At 67.8% G+C, this 15152-nt stretch carries 15 protein-coding genes; 6 read left to right on the top strand and 9 right to left on the bottom strand.

The window, feature by feature from the left end; genetic code table 11:
• On the bottom strand, positions 1-1422 hold a 1422-nt coding region (locus VJS38_RS01910), incomplete at its 3' end, for a PAS domain S-box protein (protein WP_324086464.1).
• Positions 1423-1582: 160 nt separating this feature from the next.
• Positions 1583-2032, bottom strand: a complete 450-nt coding sequence (locus VJS38_RS01915; protein WP_324086465.1) for a hypothetical protein — start codon at positions 2030-2032, stop codon at positions 1583-1585.
• Positions 2033-2330: 298 nt separating this feature from the next.
• Between VJS38_RS01915 and VJS38_RS01920 the strand changes: the two genes are divergently transcribed.
• On the top strand, positions 2331-3044 hold the full coding sequence (locus VJS38_RS01920; protein WP_324086466.1) for a GntR family transcriptional regulator: 714 nt from the start codon (positions 2331-2333) through the stop codon (positions 3042-3044).
• A 33-nt stretch (positions 3045-3077) separates the two neighbouring features.
• Here the strand turns inward: VJS38_RS01920 and VJS38_RS01925 are convergent, their stop codons facing one another.
• On the bottom strand, positions 3078-3575 hold the full coding sequence (locus VJS38_RS01925; protein WP_324086467.1) for a cupin domain-containing protein: 498 nt from the start codon (positions 3573-3575) through the stop codon (positions 3078-3080).
• A gap of 422 nt (positions 3576-3997) precedes the next feature.
• Between VJS38_RS01925 and VJS38_RS01930 the strand changes: the two genes are divergently transcribed.
• A complete protein-coding gene (locus tag VJS38_RS01930; protein WP_324086468.1) occupies positions 3998-4705 on the top strand; it encodes an FCD domain-containing protein in 708 nt (235 codons plus the stop codon).
• A 6-nt stretch (positions 4706-4711) separates the two neighbouring features.
• Positions 4712-5488, top strand: coding sequence for a GntR family transcriptional regulator (locus VJS38_RS01935; RefSeq protein WP_324086469.1), 777 nt, complete (start codon positions 4712-4714; stop codon positions 5486-5488).
• Between the two features lie 27 nt (positions 5489-5515).
• Here VJS38_RS01935 and VJS38_RS01940 read toward each other — a convergent pair whose 3' ends face one another.
• The 6 genes from VJS38_RS01940 to VJS38_RS01965 are packed head-to-tail and all read right to left on the bottom strand — an operon-like array spanning position 5516 to position 11420.
• Positions 5516-5887 carry a nuclear transport factor 2 family protein gene (locus VJS38_RS01940; protein WP_324086470.1) on the bottom strand — a complete coding sequence of 124 codons (372 nt, stop codon included), beginning with the start codon at positions 5885-5887 and terminating at the stop codon, positions 5516-5518.
• Positions 5884-7062 (bottom strand): CaiB/BaiF CoA-transferase family protein, encoded by a 1179-nt coding sequence (locus VJS38_RS01945; RefSeq protein ID WP_324086471.1) that lies wholly within the window; start codon positions 7060-7062, stop codon positions 5884-5886. The genes VJS38_RS01940 and VJS38_RS01945 overlap by 4 nt, the downstream gene beginning before the upstream one ends.
• A 2-nt stretch (positions 7063-7064) precedes the next feature.
• Positions 7065-8261 carry an acyl-CoA dehydrogenase gene (locus tag VJS38_RS01950; RefSeq protein ID WP_324086472.1) on the bottom strand — a complete coding sequence of 399 codons (1197 nt, stop codon included), beginning with the start codon at positions 8259-8261 and terminating at the stop codon, positions 7065-7067.
• Positions 8262-8286: 25 nt separating this feature from the next.
• Positions 8287-9723 carry an aldehyde dehydrogenase family protein gene (locus VJS38_RS01955; RefSeq protein WP_324086473.1) on the bottom strand — a complete coding sequence of 479 codons (1437 nt, stop codon included), beginning with the start codon at positions 9721-9723 and terminating at the stop codon, positions 8287-8289.
• A 1-nt stretch (position 9724) separates the two neighbouring features.
• Positions 9725-10837, bottom strand: coding sequence for an alcohol dehydrogenase catalytic domain-containing protein (locus VJS38_RS01960; protein ID WP_324086474.1), 1113 nt, complete (start codon positions 10835-10837; stop codon positions 9725-9727).
• 37 nt (positions 10838-10874) lie between these two features.
• Positions 10875-11420, bottom strand: a complete 546-nt coding sequence (locus VJS38_RS01965) for a VOC family protein (RefSeq protein WP_324086475.1) — start codon at positions 11418-11420, stop codon at positions 10875-10877.
• 336 nt (positions 11421-11756) lie between these two features.
• Between VJS38_RS01965 and VJS38_RS01970 the strand changes: the two genes are divergently transcribed.
• From VJS38_RS01970 to VJS38_RS01980, 3 genes are all read left to right on the top strand, one after another.
• On the top strand, positions 11757-12611 hold the full coding sequence (locus VJS38_RS01970) for a fumarylacetoacetate hydrolase family protein (protein WP_324086476.1): 855 nt from the start codon (positions 11757-11759) through the stop codon (positions 12609-12611).
• Positions 12612-12614: 3 nt separating this feature from the next.
• Complete coding sequence (locus VJS38_RS01975; protein ID WP_324086477.1) at positions 12615-13187, top strand: amino acid synthesis family protein; 573 nt, start codon at positions 12615-12617, stop codon at positions 13185-13187.
• Positions 13188-13446: 259 nt separating this feature from the next.
• On the top strand, positions 13447-15066 hold the full coding sequence (locus tag VJS38_RS01980; protein ID WP_324086478.1) for a bifunctional 3-(3-hydroxy-phenyl)propionate/3-hydroxycinnamic acid hydroxylase: 1620 nt from the start codon (positions 13447-13449) through the stop codon (positions 15064-15066).
• Positions 15067-15152: the final 86 nt, after the last annotated feature.

The raw sequence follows: 15152 nt of genomic DNA on the forward strand, positions 1-15152 counted from the left end.
GCCGTAGGGCTTGAGCAGCGCCTCCACCAGCTCGCGGAACGAGGCGCTGGCCCAGGCCCGCTTGACCAGGAGGTCGTGGGTGGCCGACAGCGCCAGCAGCCGCTCGATGAACAGCTCGCGCCCCTCCTGCGGGTCGCGCGCATTGGTCAGGGTCTGCATCGCCACCGACTGGACGGCGGCGAGCGTGTTCTTCACGCGGTGATTGAGCTCGTCCAGCAGCAGCTTCTGCTGGGCCTCGTGCTCGCGCATCTCCGCCATCGTCCGCAGGAGCTGCAGCTCGCTGCGCTTGCGCTCGGTGATGTCGACGATCGCCCCGATCAGCCGCCGCGGCCGCCCGCCGTCGCCGATGAGCTCGGCGGCGCCATAGATCCAGACCAGCTGGCCGTCCGCCCGGCGCACCCGGAATTCGCAGCGAAACGGCGTCCCCGCCGCCTGCGCCGCGGTCCATTGCCGCTGCACGCGTTGGCGGTCCTGCGGATCCACCAGCCTGAGCGGATCGGACCAGAGGTCCTCGACCGGCGGCGGGGCGCCCAGGATCGCGGCCAGCGAGCCCTCCTCGATCAGCAGCCGGCGTTCCACGTCGAGCTCGAAGACCTCGACGCCCGCCAGCTGCGAGGCCAGGTAGAGGCGTTTCTGCGCGTCCTCGATCTTCTCCCGCGCCGCCACCTCCTCGGAGATGTCCATGCCCGCGCCGCGGATGCCGACGCATTCGCCGTCTTCGTAGATCGGCTCGCCGAACATTCGCACCCAGCCGGCCTCGCCATCAAATCGCGTGAACCGCGCATCGTATTTGAAGGGTTCCCCGTGAACCCGCGCGCGTTCATACAACTCGAGAGTTCGCGCCCGATCTTCTGGACCAAAGATCATGAGCGCACGCTCAATCGTCATATCCCGCTCGCTGCTGCGCATCGCCCTCGCGCCGGGATCGCCCGCCCGTATGATCTTGCGCCTGAAATCCAGGGTCCAGCTATTGAGGTAGGCCCGGTCGGCCACCGCCTGCAACGCCAAGGCTTCGCGGATGGCGACCTGTTCGCGCGCCTCGGCGGCCAGGCGGGCGTCTTCGATTTCACTGACGTCGTGGACGGTGACGAGAACGGCTGTGGCCGCGCCTGCGGCGTCACGCAGCGGCGAGACGATCGTCTCGAGCCGTCGGGGCCGGTTCGCCCGGGTCGGCGCCGGCGCGACGAACTGCCGGCGTTCCCCCGCCACGGCGGATCGCAGGGCCGCGTCCGCGGCCGGTCGGTCGGCCTCGGCCCACAGCAGCGGCCAGCTCGTCCCCAGCAGCGCGGCCTCGTCGAGCGCCCCGAGCATGCCGATCGCCGCAGGATTGACGGACTGCACGGCGCCGTCGAGGTCCAGGATGAGCATGCCATCAGGGCTGATCTCGAATACCGAGCCCCGGCGCCCCTCGTCTGCACGCAAGGTGCCTCTTTTGGCGCCGAACTTCCTCATGCCCTCGCCTAGCCGGAGCCGCGCGCCCCGCTGAGGGGCGCATGATATTGGAGATTCACATCACTGGCGATCGATCTGCGGTAGTGTCGACCGCCCGGCCGTCACGAGCGCGCCCCGCCTTCCCGCGCAGTCAGGCGCCGCCCAGGGCCGGCGCCGCGGCGGTTTCGTCGAACCGCTCTCCCGAGCCGCTCAGGACGATATCGCCGGCCCGTAATCTCCGCCCGGTGGACGGAGATGGCACATCTGCTACGGCGGCGTAGTCGCCAGAGGCGTTGCGACGCACGAGAAAGTAGCAGGCATGGCCCGCGGTCTGATGCATTCGCACCGCATTGCGCACGGTGTCCGGGTCCAGCCCAGCGCAGGCGGAGAGCTGCGCCGCGCGCATCAGGAGCGTGCGTAGCGGCACCGGTCGCCAGACCTCATCGATGAGACCGAGCGCGCGGGAACGTATTGAGCCCGCCCGCCCGGGGCAGCGCTGACCGTTCCAGATCACGTAGTGGTCGAGGGGGGCGCGGGCCAGCGCATCCCTGAACTGCTCGTCGGGCAGAACCTTGAGCGGAGGAACAGGGTATCTGGCCATACTTTCGCTTTACTAACTTCGACGGACGGCGCAGGCGTCCATGCTATGGCAGAGCTCGCCGCCGAAGCATGGGGGATAGATCAAGCGCGTTCAAGATATTTCGTAATTCTGCGTCGTTTTGCATTAGCCGTCGACGCGATCTTCGCCGTACGCGCCGGGAGCCGCGAAACAGCTGCCTGGAAGGCAGGAATTGCTGCTAGAATAATCACAGCACCCGGTGGGCGCGGTTCGCGCCTTGACGAAGGGGCGCTTAGTTGAGATCCGATAGAAGCATGCATTTTCGAAAGATTCTGAGGCCATGAGCTCACCGAGCGAGACCCGGTCGGAGGGGCTGATCGGCAGGACGCTCGCCACGGACGTACTGCATCGTTTGCGCGACGACATCATCAGCTGCGCCCTGAAACCCGGCGAACGGCTGCGTTTCGAGGCCCTGCGCGAGATTTACGGCGTCAGCTTCTCGACGCTGCGGGAGGCCCTCGCACAGCTGGCCTCCGAACGGCTCGTCGTCGCCGAGGGTCAACGCGGCTTCATCGTGGCCCCGATCTCGCGGGAGGACCTGCTGGACCTCACCGATGCCCGCGTGCTTGTCGAACGGGAATGCCTGCGCCGGGCGATGGAGCACGGCGACTCGGCCTGGGAGGCGCAGATCCTGTCCGCCTTCCATCGGCTCGACCGAGTCGAGGCCAGGATGCCCGCGAGCGGCAGCGCCTCTTCGGAATGGGACGCACGCCATTTCGACTTCCACGAGAGCCTCGTGGCCAGCGCGGGCTCCCTAACCCTGTCGGAAATCCGCAAGAGCCTTTTTGAGCGCGCGCGCCGTTATCGGCGCCTCTCGGCGGCTGTGCGCCAGAACCCGCGGGCCAAGCGCGACGAACATCGCACCTTGATGGAGGCGGTCCTTTCCCGGGACGTCGCCTACGCCCAGGACCTGCTGGAGCGCCACATTCGCGAGACCTCGGCGAACGTGCTCGCCGCGATCAGCGAAGAAGCGCCTGGCCAGACCGCCCGCTGAGATGCGAGGGCGGGGGCCTCTCGCGCGATGCGCTCAGCCCGTTCGGACCGCGCCCACAAGCACGAAGGCCATGGTGGCGGCGCGATCTGAGAAATTGCGCCAGGCGTGGCGCCCTCCCCCCTGCACCACCACGTCGCCCTGCTTGAGGTGGACGACCTGTCCGTCATCGAGCTCGAGGCCGATTTCGCCGTCCAGCACGATGTCGTAGTCAAGGCTGTCGGTCGTGTGCATCGCCGGGTCCTGCGCCTCGAAGGCCTCGGCGAGACCGGGCACGTGGAACACCTGCTCCTGACCAAACCGCGCGGGATCGAAGCGCGGATCAGCGAAGATGGAATCCGGCGGGAAGCGGACGATCAGGAGCCGCGTCTCGCCAGGCGGCGGGGTGACCAGAACCCCGGGGACGGCGGGCTCCTGGTCCGGATCCGGCGGGACCGTCGGCGTGGGCGCCGTGGCCCAGAGCACCGAGGTCATGAAGCCGGGCAGGCCTTCGTAGACGTGGGCGTTGGGGGGCGCGCCGTCGCTCAGCACCACGGACCGGCCGCCACGCACGCCTGTCACCACTCGCCTTGGCACGACCATAGGTTTCCCCCAATGAACCAAAAACGCATAGCGCGCACGCCGGCCGCTTTGCGTCTTCCGCCATCAGCGAACGAGAGCGCGTGTCGGGTCGCGCCCCTCGCTTTCGCTCTTTCTTTATGTGGCGGAGCATGCGGCATGCCACGCCAACACTCAAGAATTTTTTCGTAATTTCACCACATCATGCGCGCCTCTGCCGGGACGTCATGTTTTTCAGGTTTTTTCCGGGACGCTGAGCAGTTCGCGAAGGCGGGCGCCATCCGCCTGTTTCCACATCACTTTCCGGACGCGGCCGCGTTTCGCGGCTGATGGCTTGACGAAAAGTCGCGCACCTGGGATCGGATAGCGATAATATTTTCGAAAGTGTGGGAGGAACGGTGGGGCAGGGCGAAACTCGGTCCGAGGGGCTGGTGGGACGTACTCTGGCGACGGATGTGCTGCACCGGCTGCGGGACGACATCATCAGTTGCGTGCTCAAGCCCGGAGAGCGGCTGCGCTTCGAGGCGCTGCGCGAAATCTACGGCGTCAGCTTCTCCACCTTGCGTGAAGCCCTCGCGCGCCTGGCCTCTGAACGGCTCGTCGTCGCCGAGGGCCAGCGGGGCTTCATCGTCGCGCCGATATCCAGGGCGAACCTTCTCGACCTCACCGAAGCGCGCGTGCTCGTCGAGCGCGAATGCCTGAAGCGCGCCATGCAGCAGGGAGACGGAGTTTGGGAGGCGCAGATCCTCAGCGCCTATCACCGGCTCGACCGGGTGGAGGCGCGCTTGTCCGCGAGCGGCGGCATCACTTCGGAATGGGACGCCCGGCATTTCGATTTCCACGAGAGCCTCGTGGCCGGCGGCGGCTCGCCGACGCTGGCGGAAATTCGCCAAAGCCTCTTCGAGCGCGCCCGCCGCTATCGCCGACTGTCGGCCGCCGCACGCAAAAACCCGCGGGCCAAACGCGACGAGCATCGCACGCTCATGGAGGCCGTCCTCTCCCGCGCGATCCCGCACGCACAGGAACTGCTCGAACTGCATATTCGCGACACCGCCGAGAATGTGCTTGCGTCGATCGGCGAAGGACCGCCAGGGTCCGCGCGCTGATGTGGCTTGTCGCCGAAATTCGGGCTAATATTGCACGATTTTCAGGAGGCCAGCGTGACATTTGGACGTCCCGCCCAATCGAAGCCCATCTCGCTGACCGAGAAAGCCGTCATCGAACTGCGCGAGGCGATCCTTCGGCTTGAGCATCCCCCGGGCGCCCCGCTTCGTCTCGACGCGCTGCAGCAGCGATACGGGCTCTCCAGCAGCCCCCTGCGGGAGGCGCTGAACCGGCTCATGGCCGACGGCCTCGTCCTGCAGGACAGCAATCGGGGCTTCCGCGTGGCGGGGGTGAATGCGGCTGAGTTCCGTGAGCTCACCGAAATGCGACTGCTGCTCGAAACCGAGGCGCTGCGGCAGAGCCTGCGGCTCGGCGACGACGCCTGGGAGGGCCGGGTCGTGGCGGCGCGCCACCAGCTGCGGAAGGCGGAGGAGGAATTGCCGCAGGTCACCGCCGCGTTGGACGAACGCTGGTCGGCCGCGCATCGCGCATTCCATCTCGAGCTCTTCAGCGGCTGCCCCTCGCAACGTTTGCGCCGCGAGTGCGCGCAGCTGTTCGGCGAGGCGGACCGCTATCGTCGCCTGACGGCGGAGGTGCGGCGCAGCCCCCGAAACAAGGATGCGGAACATGCTGCGATCATGACGGCGGCGCTGGCGCGCGACGAAGCGCGCGCCGTCGAGCTGCTCCGCGCGCACATCCAGTTCACGTTCGACGCCATGATCCAAAGCCTGTTGGGCGATGACGTCCGGCCGAGCCAGCGCCGGAGCCTGCGCAGCGCCGCCTAGACCATTCGGCGGCGAATGGCCCAGGTCTCAGATGCTTTTGACCGCGTGCCAGATGACGAACCGCGGGCCCGGCCCATCGCGGTAGACCGCCGTATAGGTCAGGCGGTTCTGCAGACGCCCTGCTTGACGGTCCACCTCGACCTCGGCTTCCCCGAACACGAAGGTGAAGCCGCCCTCGCGGCGCGCATAGCGGCTTAGGCCCTCGTAGCGTCGAAACACGCGCTCGCCGGAAGTGATCTTGCGCAAGAACTCGGCCTTGTCCTCCACCATGCCGTTGGAGTGCACATAGTGGAGATCGTCCGCAAGCAGCTCCGCCAAGCCGTCGACGTCGTTGGCGGACATGGCGCGGAAGCGGCGGTCCTCGAGATCATAGACTTCCTGGATTGCGGAATCTGTCATTGGGATCGGGTCCTGTCTTGCTGTGTGGAGGAGGGCGTCCATTGACCGGCGCTCTCCCCGAGGCGCGGACTGGCAAGGGGCGCCACCATTCGCTCTCCATCGATCACGATCGGCGCGGCGACGCCCGGAATGGCGCCATCAGGCGTCTCGATGGCGAGCCTCATGCCGCGGGCGACCACCTGAGGGTCCGCGAACACCTGGCGCAGGTCGTTGATCGGCCCGGCCGGCACGCCCTTTTCCGCAAGGCGCGACAGAAGATCCTCCGCCGTGCGGCGCACCGTGAGCGCGGAAAGCTCCGCACTGAGCACGTTGCGGTGGCGGACCCGTTCGGCGTTGCTGGCGAAGCGCGGGTCGCTCGCCAGGCCGGGCGCGCCGAGCTCCTCGCAGAGTTTTGCGAACTGTCCGTCGTTGCCGACGGCCAAGATCACGTGCCCGGTCGCAGTTGGGAAGGTCTGGTAGGGTGCAATGTTCGGGTGAGCGTTGCCGAGCCGGCGCGGCGGTTCGTCAGTGACCAGATAGTTCATCGCCTGGTTGGCCAGCACGCCCACCTGACAATCGAGCAGGGCCATGTCGATATGCGCCCCCTGCCCGGTCGCATCCCGCTGACGCAGGGCGGCCAGGATCGCGACCGCGGCGTAGACGCCGGTGAAAATGTCCGCATAGGCCACGCCCACCTTCTGCGGCTCGCCTTCAGGATCGCCGGTGAGGTCCATGATCCCGCCGAGGCCCTGGATCATGAAGTCATAGCCCGCCCGCGCCGCATACGGCCCCGCCTGGCCAAAGCCGGTCACTGAGCAATAGACGAGCCGCGGCGAAAGCGCGCGCAGGCTGCTGGCGTCCAACCCGTATTTGGCCAGGCCGCCCACCTTGAAGTTCTCGATCACCACGTCGGCCTCGGCCGCGAGCGCGCGAACCTGCGCCTGACCCGACGGACTCTCCAGATCGATCTCGACCGAGCGCTTGCCGCGATTGCAGGCGTGAAAATAGGCCGCGCCGAGGCTCTCGCCGTCCCGTCCGGCGAGGAACGGCGGGCCCCAGCTGCGCGTGTCGTCGCCCTGGCCCGGGCGTTCGACCTTGATCACTTCAGCGCCCAGGTCGGCCAGCAGCTGCCCACACCAGGGGCCCGCGAGGATCCGAGCGAGCTCGAGCACGCGGACGCCAGCAAGCGGCTTCATCGTCAAAACGCCGCCAGGCCCGTGATCGCGCGTCCCATGATCAGGCCATGGACGTCGTGAGTGCCCTCGTAGGTATTGACGGTCTCCAGATTCGCCGCATGCCGCATCACCTGGAACTCGGCCGAAATGCCGTTCCCCCCGTGCATGTCGCGGGCGACCCTGGCGATATCCAGCGCCTTGCCGCAGTTGTTGCGCTTGATGAGCGAGATCGTCTCGGGGATCAGCACCCCGGCCTCAAGCCGCCGGCCGACGCGCAGGGCCGCCTGCAGCCCGAGCGTGATCTCGGTCAGCATGTTGGCGAGCTTCATCTGGACGAGTTGGGTCGCCGCGAGCGGGCGGCCGAACTGGCGACGGTCGAGGGTGTACTGGCGCGCGGCCGCATAACAGGCCTCGGCCGCGCCCATCGCGCCCCAGCCGATGCCGTACCTTGCCCGGTTCGGACAGCCGAACGGACCTTTCAGGCCCGAGACGTTCGGAAGCAGGCTGTCCTCAGGGACCTCGACGCCATCCAAGACGATTTCCCCGGTGATCGAGGCGCGCAGCGACAGCTTTTCCTTGATCTGCGGGAACGACAGCCCCGGCGCGCCGCGCTCGACGATGAATCCGCGGATCGCCCCGTCGTGGGCGTCGGACTTGGCCCAGACGATCGCGACGTCGGCGATCGGCGAATTGGTGATCCACATCTTTGAGCCGGTCAGGCGGTAGCCGCCGTCCACCTTTTGCGCCCGGGTCCGCATGCCGCCCGGATCCGAGCCGGCGTCCGGCTCGGTCAGGCCGAAGCAGCCCACCCATTCGCCGCGCGCGAGCTTCGGCAGGTATTTCCGCCGCTGCTCCTCCGAGCCGTAGGCGTAGATCGGATGCATCACGAGCGACGACTGGACGCTCATGGCCGAGCGGTAGCCGGAATCGACCCGCTCCACCTCGCGTGCGATGAGGCCGTAGCTCACATACCCCAGCCCGGCCCCGCCGTACTCCGCAGGGATGGTGGCGCCGAGCAGTCCAAGCTCGCCCATCTCGCTCATGATCTCACGGTCGAAGACCTCGTCGACGTAGGCGCGCGTGACCCGCGGCTGCAGCTTCTCCTGGGCGTAGGCGTGCGCCGTGTCGGTCACCAGGCGCTCCTCGTCGGTCAGCTGCTCGTTGAGGCCGAACGGGTCGGTGGGGTCGAAGGGGAGGAGTCCCGGTTCGGACTGGCTCATTTAGATAAACTCCTTGCACCCCGGCTTAAAAGGCCAGGTAGCTGGTCTTGGTCTGCGTGTAGAACTCGACAGCGGCAAAGCCCTGTTCGCGCGGCCCCATGCTCGAGGCCTTGGCGCCGCCGAACGGGAGGTGATAGTCGACGCCGGCGGTGGGCAGGTTGATCATGACCATGCCGGCCCGCACGCGGCGTCGGAAGTCGTGGGCGTGCTTGAGGGACGTGGTGACGATCCCCGCCGAGAGGCCGAACTCGGTGTCGTTGGCGGCCTGCAAGGCGGCCTCGTAATCCGCCACGCGTTGCACCGTCGCGACTGGGCCGAAGATCTCCTCGCGATGGGCTCGCATGTCCGCCGTCGCGTCGGCGATGAGGGCGGGGGCGAGGAAATAGCCTTCGGTGGCGCACGACACGGGATGGCCTCCGGTCACGACCCTCGCGCCTTCGTTGCGCGAGGACTCCACATAGCCGCAGATGGTCTCCAGCTGGTCCTGGCTGGCGACCGGGCCGATGCGCGTCTGAGGATCCAGCGCATGGCCCACGCGCAGAGCCTGCAACCGCTCCGCCAGCGCGGCCACGAAGCGGTCGTGGATTGCATCGGTCACGATCAGCCGGCTCGACGCCGTGCAGCGCTGACCTGAGCCGAAGTAGGACCCGTCCAGGGCGACCTCGACAGCCCGGTCGAGGTCGGCGTCGTCCAGGATGACGAGCGGGTTCTTGCCGCCCATCTCCAGTTGGACCCGCTTGCCGGCCCGCGCAGCTTCAACCGCCAAGTTGGACCCGACCGTGGTGGACCCGGTGAAGGAGATCGCCGCGACCCGCCGGTCCTGGACCATGGCGCCGGCGACCCGGCCCGGAGCGAACACGAGGTTGAAGACGCCGGGCGGGAAGCCCGCTTCGTCGATCACGCCGGCGAGCGCGCTCGCGATCGCCGGCGTCAGGGCGGCGGGCTTCAGCACCACGCAATTGCCGAAGGCGAGCGCCGGGGCGGACTTCCAGGCCGGGATCGCGATCGGGAAGTTCCACGGCGTGATCAGCCCGACCACGCCCAGGGGCTCGCGGTGGGTCTGCGCCTCGACGCCCCGGCGGACGGAATCCAGCGACTGGCCATGACGGCGCACCGCCTCTCCGGCGAAATAGCGGAAGATGCGCCCCGCCCGCGCAACCTCCGCCACGCCTTCGGCCAGCGTCTTGCCTTCCTCGCGGCTGAGCAGCCGGCCGAGGTCGCCGGCGCGCTCGAGCAGGAGGGCCCCGGCCCGATCCAGGCAGTCCGCGCGGGTTTCGGGCGAAGCCTCCGCCCAGCCCTGGCAAGCCTTGGCGGCGGCGTCGATCGCCGCATCCAGCAGCTCGGCAGGCGCCTGCGGCGCGATCGCCACCACGTCCGAAAGGTCCGACGGGTTCAGGCTCTGCGCGGGGTCTCCCCCGCCGATCCGCGCGCCGCCGACATAGTGGGCCAGGAGCTCGGACATGTCAGGGCGTGACCGTGAAGTTCGAGAAGCCGCCGTGCCGGTGCTCGATGCCGGCCAGCACCTCGTTGATCCTGTCCAGCGGATAGGACTGCTGGCGGAACACCGACATGTCCAAGGTGCCGGCGCGAACCATTTCGGCCATGTCCGCGCCTTCGCCGGCGGTGAACCAGAAGGAGCCGATGTAGGATTGGCCGCGGTCCATCATGGTATGGACGTCCATCGGCAGCATTTCGGCCACAGCGCCCACGTTGACCAGCCGCCCGCCGCGGCGCAATGAGCGGAGGGCGTCGGTCATGGTGGAGCCGGGCGAGCCGGGCCCAAGGCAATCCACGACCAGATCGACGCCTTCGCCGGCGGTCTGCGCCAGGGCCCACGGCTCGATCGGGCCGTCGTCCACCGAATGGACGAAGATCCGGCGCGGCGCGAGCTTGCGGACCTCTTCGAGCAGCTCGCGGTTGCGCGCCGTGCCGAGGATCTTGGTTACGCCCATGGCCAGCGCGATGAGCACGGTCCCGAGGCCAAGGGTGCCCGAGGCGCCGTTGACCAGGGTGACGACGTTCGGACCGGCGCGCCCCTTGCGCAGGGCCGAGTAGCCTGTTCCGAGATAGCCGAACCGCGCCGCCTCCTCGAAACTGATGTTGTCCGGCAGGATCACCACGGCGTCGGCCGGAGCGGTCATGTATTCGCACAGACCGCCGAACGGGTAGCGGTCGAAGGTGTCCTGGGCGGTCGGGGTCACGCCGAAGTAGCCCTGCAGCACGATCGACGTGCAGGCGATACGGTCGCCCTGGCGACAGGCGCGGCAGGAGCCGCAGCTGCGCCCCGGGTTGACGTAGACCCGGTCGCCGACCTTCACGCCCTTGACGCCGGACCCGACCGCGGCGACTTCGCCCGCCGGATCGAGGCCGAAGGTGGCCGGGAGCTTGGGCAGCGGATTTTGCGGGAACCAGGTGGTCCAGTTCTTCAGCACGTTGCCGAGGTTCGGAACGATCCCGCAGGCCCGAACCCGCACCAGGACGTCCAAGGGCCCCGGCTGCGGCGTGGGCACGTCTTCGATCACCATCGGCGCGCCGACGTCATACATGCGCGCGGCTCGCATCGTCTCCGGAACCATTAGCGCCTCCCTTTCTCAGTGTTGTGAACGCCAGCCCTCAGTCCTGGGCCATCCGGCCCTTCATTTCCGCGACGTAGTCGCTCCGCCGCATGCTGTCCGGCCGCTCCTCCACCAGCGCGGCTGTGAGGGCCATGAGCTCTTCGTCGGCGACGTCGAGGTCCAACGGTTCGCCGCACGGCTGGGGCGTGTGGAAGGGCGTATCCATATAGACCTCGATCTTGTTGCCTTCCGGATCGTCGAAATAGATCGACCAGGCGTTGCCGTGGTTGAGGCCAATCAAGTCGTGCGCGCCGCTCTCGAGCGCCCGCGCTCGGGCGGCGCGCAGCTCGGAGAGCGAATCCACCATGAACGAAATCTGCATGACGGTGCTGGGCGCATCCGCGCCCCGGCCGCTCGAGAGCACCAGCTGGTGGTGCTGCTCCGGAGCGCCGCTCAGGAAGACAAGCTGGTTCTTGAAAACCTTGCCGACGCCCCGGTCGGTGACCACCAATCCGAACACCTCCGTATAGAAACGTTCGAGCCGCGCGACGTCGCGGGCGAAGATTCCGAGATGGCGGAGGCGTGGGCGCCGGAACTGGGTCATCGAGGCGTTCCTGTTTTCGCGGTGGATCTGACCTACATCGGAGCGCCGCCCATTTCAACATTTTCGAAAACTTGGTCGATGACGGCCCCGCCAAACCGCCCTCGCCAGACCTCGCCAGACCTCGCCAGACCTCGCCCAATGGCGTCGCGAACGCGCGAAATTCGGCGCGGCGCCCTCTCATTTCGCGCTTGCTGAGACTGGACGGGTCGATTTTTGGGCAGAGGGTCGCCGATGCGCGGCTCGCGCGCTCATTCGCGCCCAACATGTACATGTCGGTTGATTTTCGAAATCGATTGGCTTACCCCACCAAGCCAGAAACAATCGTGAGGCGCCACCATGAAACTCGTATCCTTCCGCATCGCTGCACGGGAGAGCTTCGGGTTGGTCGTGGGCGATGGAATCGTCGAACTGCCCAACCGGCTGGGCGTCCCCACGCTGAAGGCGCTGCTGGCCGCAGGCCGACTGGAGGAGGCCCGCGCCTTCGCCGACGCCGCGCCGAGCGTCGGCCTCGCCCAGGTGGAGCTGCTGCCGGTCATTCCCGACCCGGCCCACATCTGGTGCATGGCCATCAATTACCAGGATCACATCGACGAGATCCAGGCCGTGGGCATCCAGCGCGAGCCGCCGAAGAAGCCGGCGCTCTTCATGCGCTACGCCGACACCCTGGTCGCGCACGGCGACCCCCTGGTGAAGCCCAAGGTCTCCGACGACTTCGATTTCGAAGGCGAGCTGGCGGTCGTCATCGGCAAGGCGGGCCGCGACATTCCGGAAGCCGAGGCGATGGACTATGTCGCCGGCTACAGCATCTTCAACGACGGCAGCGTCCGGGACTGGCAGTTCCACACGCGCCAGATCGCGCCGGGCAAGAACTTCCGCGGAACCGGAAGCCTCGGCCCCTGGCTCGTGACGCGCGACGAGATCGCCGATCCGAACGAACTCAAGATCGAAACGCGCCTCAACGGCGAGGCCCTGCAGCGCAGCAGCACGCGCTATATGATCCATAAGATCCCCGGTTTCATCGCCTACACCTCGCAGATCCTCGACCTGCAGCCGGGCGACATTCTGGCGACGGGTACGCCGAGCGGCGTGGGCTTCTCCCGCCGGCCGCCGATCTTCATGAAGGCAGGCGACGTCTGCGAGGTGGAGATCGAAGGCGTCGGATTGCTGCGCAATCCCGTCACGGCTGACTAGGCCATGATCGACGTCCGCAAGACCCATCTGTCGGTCGAGGAAATCTGGCGCGAGCGGGGCCCGCGCCACGAGACTCCGCTGCGCGTCGCCACGGCCGTGGCCGTGGTCCAGAATCCGTTCGCCGGCCGGTACGAGGCGGATCTCATCTCCTTCCAGTCCGAGTTGCGGAGCCTTGGAGCCCAGCTCTCGGCGGCCCTCCTGGGCGCCCTCGGGCGGGAGGCCATCGAGGCCTACGGCAAGGGCGCGATCGTCGGAGAGGACGGCGAGCTGGAGCATGGGGCCGTGTGGCACGAGGCCGGCGGCTGGGCGCTGCGCGAGGCGCTGGGCGCGCCGAAGGCCATCGTCCCGGCCGCCAAGACCATCGGCGGACTCGGCGCGCGACTGATGATCCCGCTCGGTCACATTCACGCCGCCTACGTCCGCAGCCACTTCTCGAGCGCAGAAATGACCGTCTGGGACGGGCCGCGGCGGGACGAGATCGCCTTCGGCCTGGCGGCCGCGACCGGCGGCCGGATCGACGCGCGCATCGGGGGCCTGGCGGCGAGCGAGATCAGCGCCAACGACGGCCTTCGCTGAGCCTAGCCGCTCGATGAGGTCCGACGCGCCCCCCCTGACATCCATGGTCCGCCAGGCCGCAGACCCGCGGAACGGGTCCGGTGCACCGGACACGGCCCGCGCAGCGGACGCCGACGCGTTGGTTATCTGCAGAGTCTTCGATCCGCTCTCCGGTGATCATGTCGAGTTTCGCGGCGATGCGCACGGCGTCTCGATGGAGACGGTCGGCAACACTGCGGCTTCCCCTGAGAACCCGCTAAAGGACGAATGAGAAACGCGGATGACTAAACCTGTCGATGTCGCGGTGATCGGCCTGGGTCCGGTCGGGAGCGTGCTTTCCGCGCTGCTCGGTAGAGCGGGCATAGAGACCGTCGCGATCGACAAGGCCGACGACATCTTCCCACTGCCGCGCGCTGTCGGCCTCGACCACGAGGTCATGCGCGTCATTCAAAATCTCGGTTTGGCCGAGGCCGTCCAGCCCCACGTCATTCCCTACCCGCCGACCGAATATCGCGGCCTCGAAGAGAAGGTCATCGCGCGCTACGATTCCCTGCCGCCGCCCTACCCCCAGGCTTGGCAGCCCAGCTTCATGTTCACTCAGCCGCCGGTCGAGCGGGCGATCCGCGCATCGCTGGCGGACCTGCCGTCGGTTCGGGTTCGCCTGTCGACGGCCGTGGAGGACATGAAGCAGCATCCGGATCATGTCGAACTGACCCTCGCCGACGCTTCGGGAGCGCAGGAGAAACTTAGCGCGCGCTATGTGGTCGCCTGCGACGGCGGCACGAGCCCGACGCGCGAGCGGCTCGCAATCGGCATGGAGTCGCTGGACTTCGACGAAGGTTGGCTCGTCGTTGACGTCCTGGTTCACCACGACAAGCTTCATAAGCTCCCCGCCAACATCGTGCAGTACTGCGATCCGGAACGCCCCGTCTCCTACGTCGTGGGCCCGGGCGTTCACCGCCGCTGGGAGATCCGGCTGATGCCGGGAGAGACGCCGGAAGAAATGAACCGGCCGGAGGCGATCTGGCGCCTGCTCGGCCGCTGGCTGAGCCCCGAGGACGGGACGATCTGGCGCGCCGCCACCTACGTCTTCCACGCGCTGATCGCGGACGAATGGCGGCGGGGACGCGTGTTCCTGGCCGGCGACGCCGCGCACATGACGCCGCCGTTCATGGCCCAGGGGATGTGCCAGGGAATCCGCGACGCGGCCAACCTGGCCTGGAAACTCGCTCTGGTCCTCAAGGGCTCCGCTCAAGACGCTTTGCTGGACAGCTACCAGCTCGAGCGTCGTCCTCACGTCTGCGTCACGACCGAGACGGCGAAGTCGCTGGGCCGGATCATCTGCGAGCTCGATCCAGCGAAGGCCGCCGAACGAGACGCGCGCATGCTCGCGCAATGGGGCGATCCGCCCGCCGTGCAGTTCCGCCAGAACCTCATTCCGGGCCTGACCGCCGGGGCGCTCTGCTCCGACCAAGGCGGGCCGGTTGGAACGCGTTTCCCCCAGCCGTGGGTCGCCACCAGCATCGGCGACCGCCGGCTCGACGACGTCGCCGGCGCCGCGTTCCGGTTGGTGCTCAGTCCAGCCTTGTCGCTGGACAACGTTCCTGACGCGCTTCGCCGCAGGGTGCGGGAACTCGGGGGCGCGGTGCTGGCGCTCAGCGAGAGCGGCCTCACGCGCGCGCACGGGCCTCGGGAATGGTCCGTGGTCGAGAGCCAGGGGGTCCTCAAATCCTGGTTCGAAGCGCACGGCCTGACCGCCGCCCTCGTCCGCCCGGACCACTACGTCTTTGGCGTCGCCCGTCACCACGCCGATCTGGAACTCATGGCCGGGTGGCTCGATCAACACCTGTCGCTCAAGGCGCTCGACGGATCATTGCCCCCGGCGCCCGTCCATACCTGACCGGAGTTCGGCGGGATCCAGCTGCAATCGGCGAATTTCCCTCCCTGATCGCCGATTTACCTCCCTGCCGACTCCGGTCGGCAGGG

It is taken from the genome of Phenylobacterium sp., assembly GCF_035276905.1.
GTDB lineage: Bacteria > Pseudomonadota > Alphaproteobacteria > Caulobacterales > Caulobacteraceae > Phenylobacterium.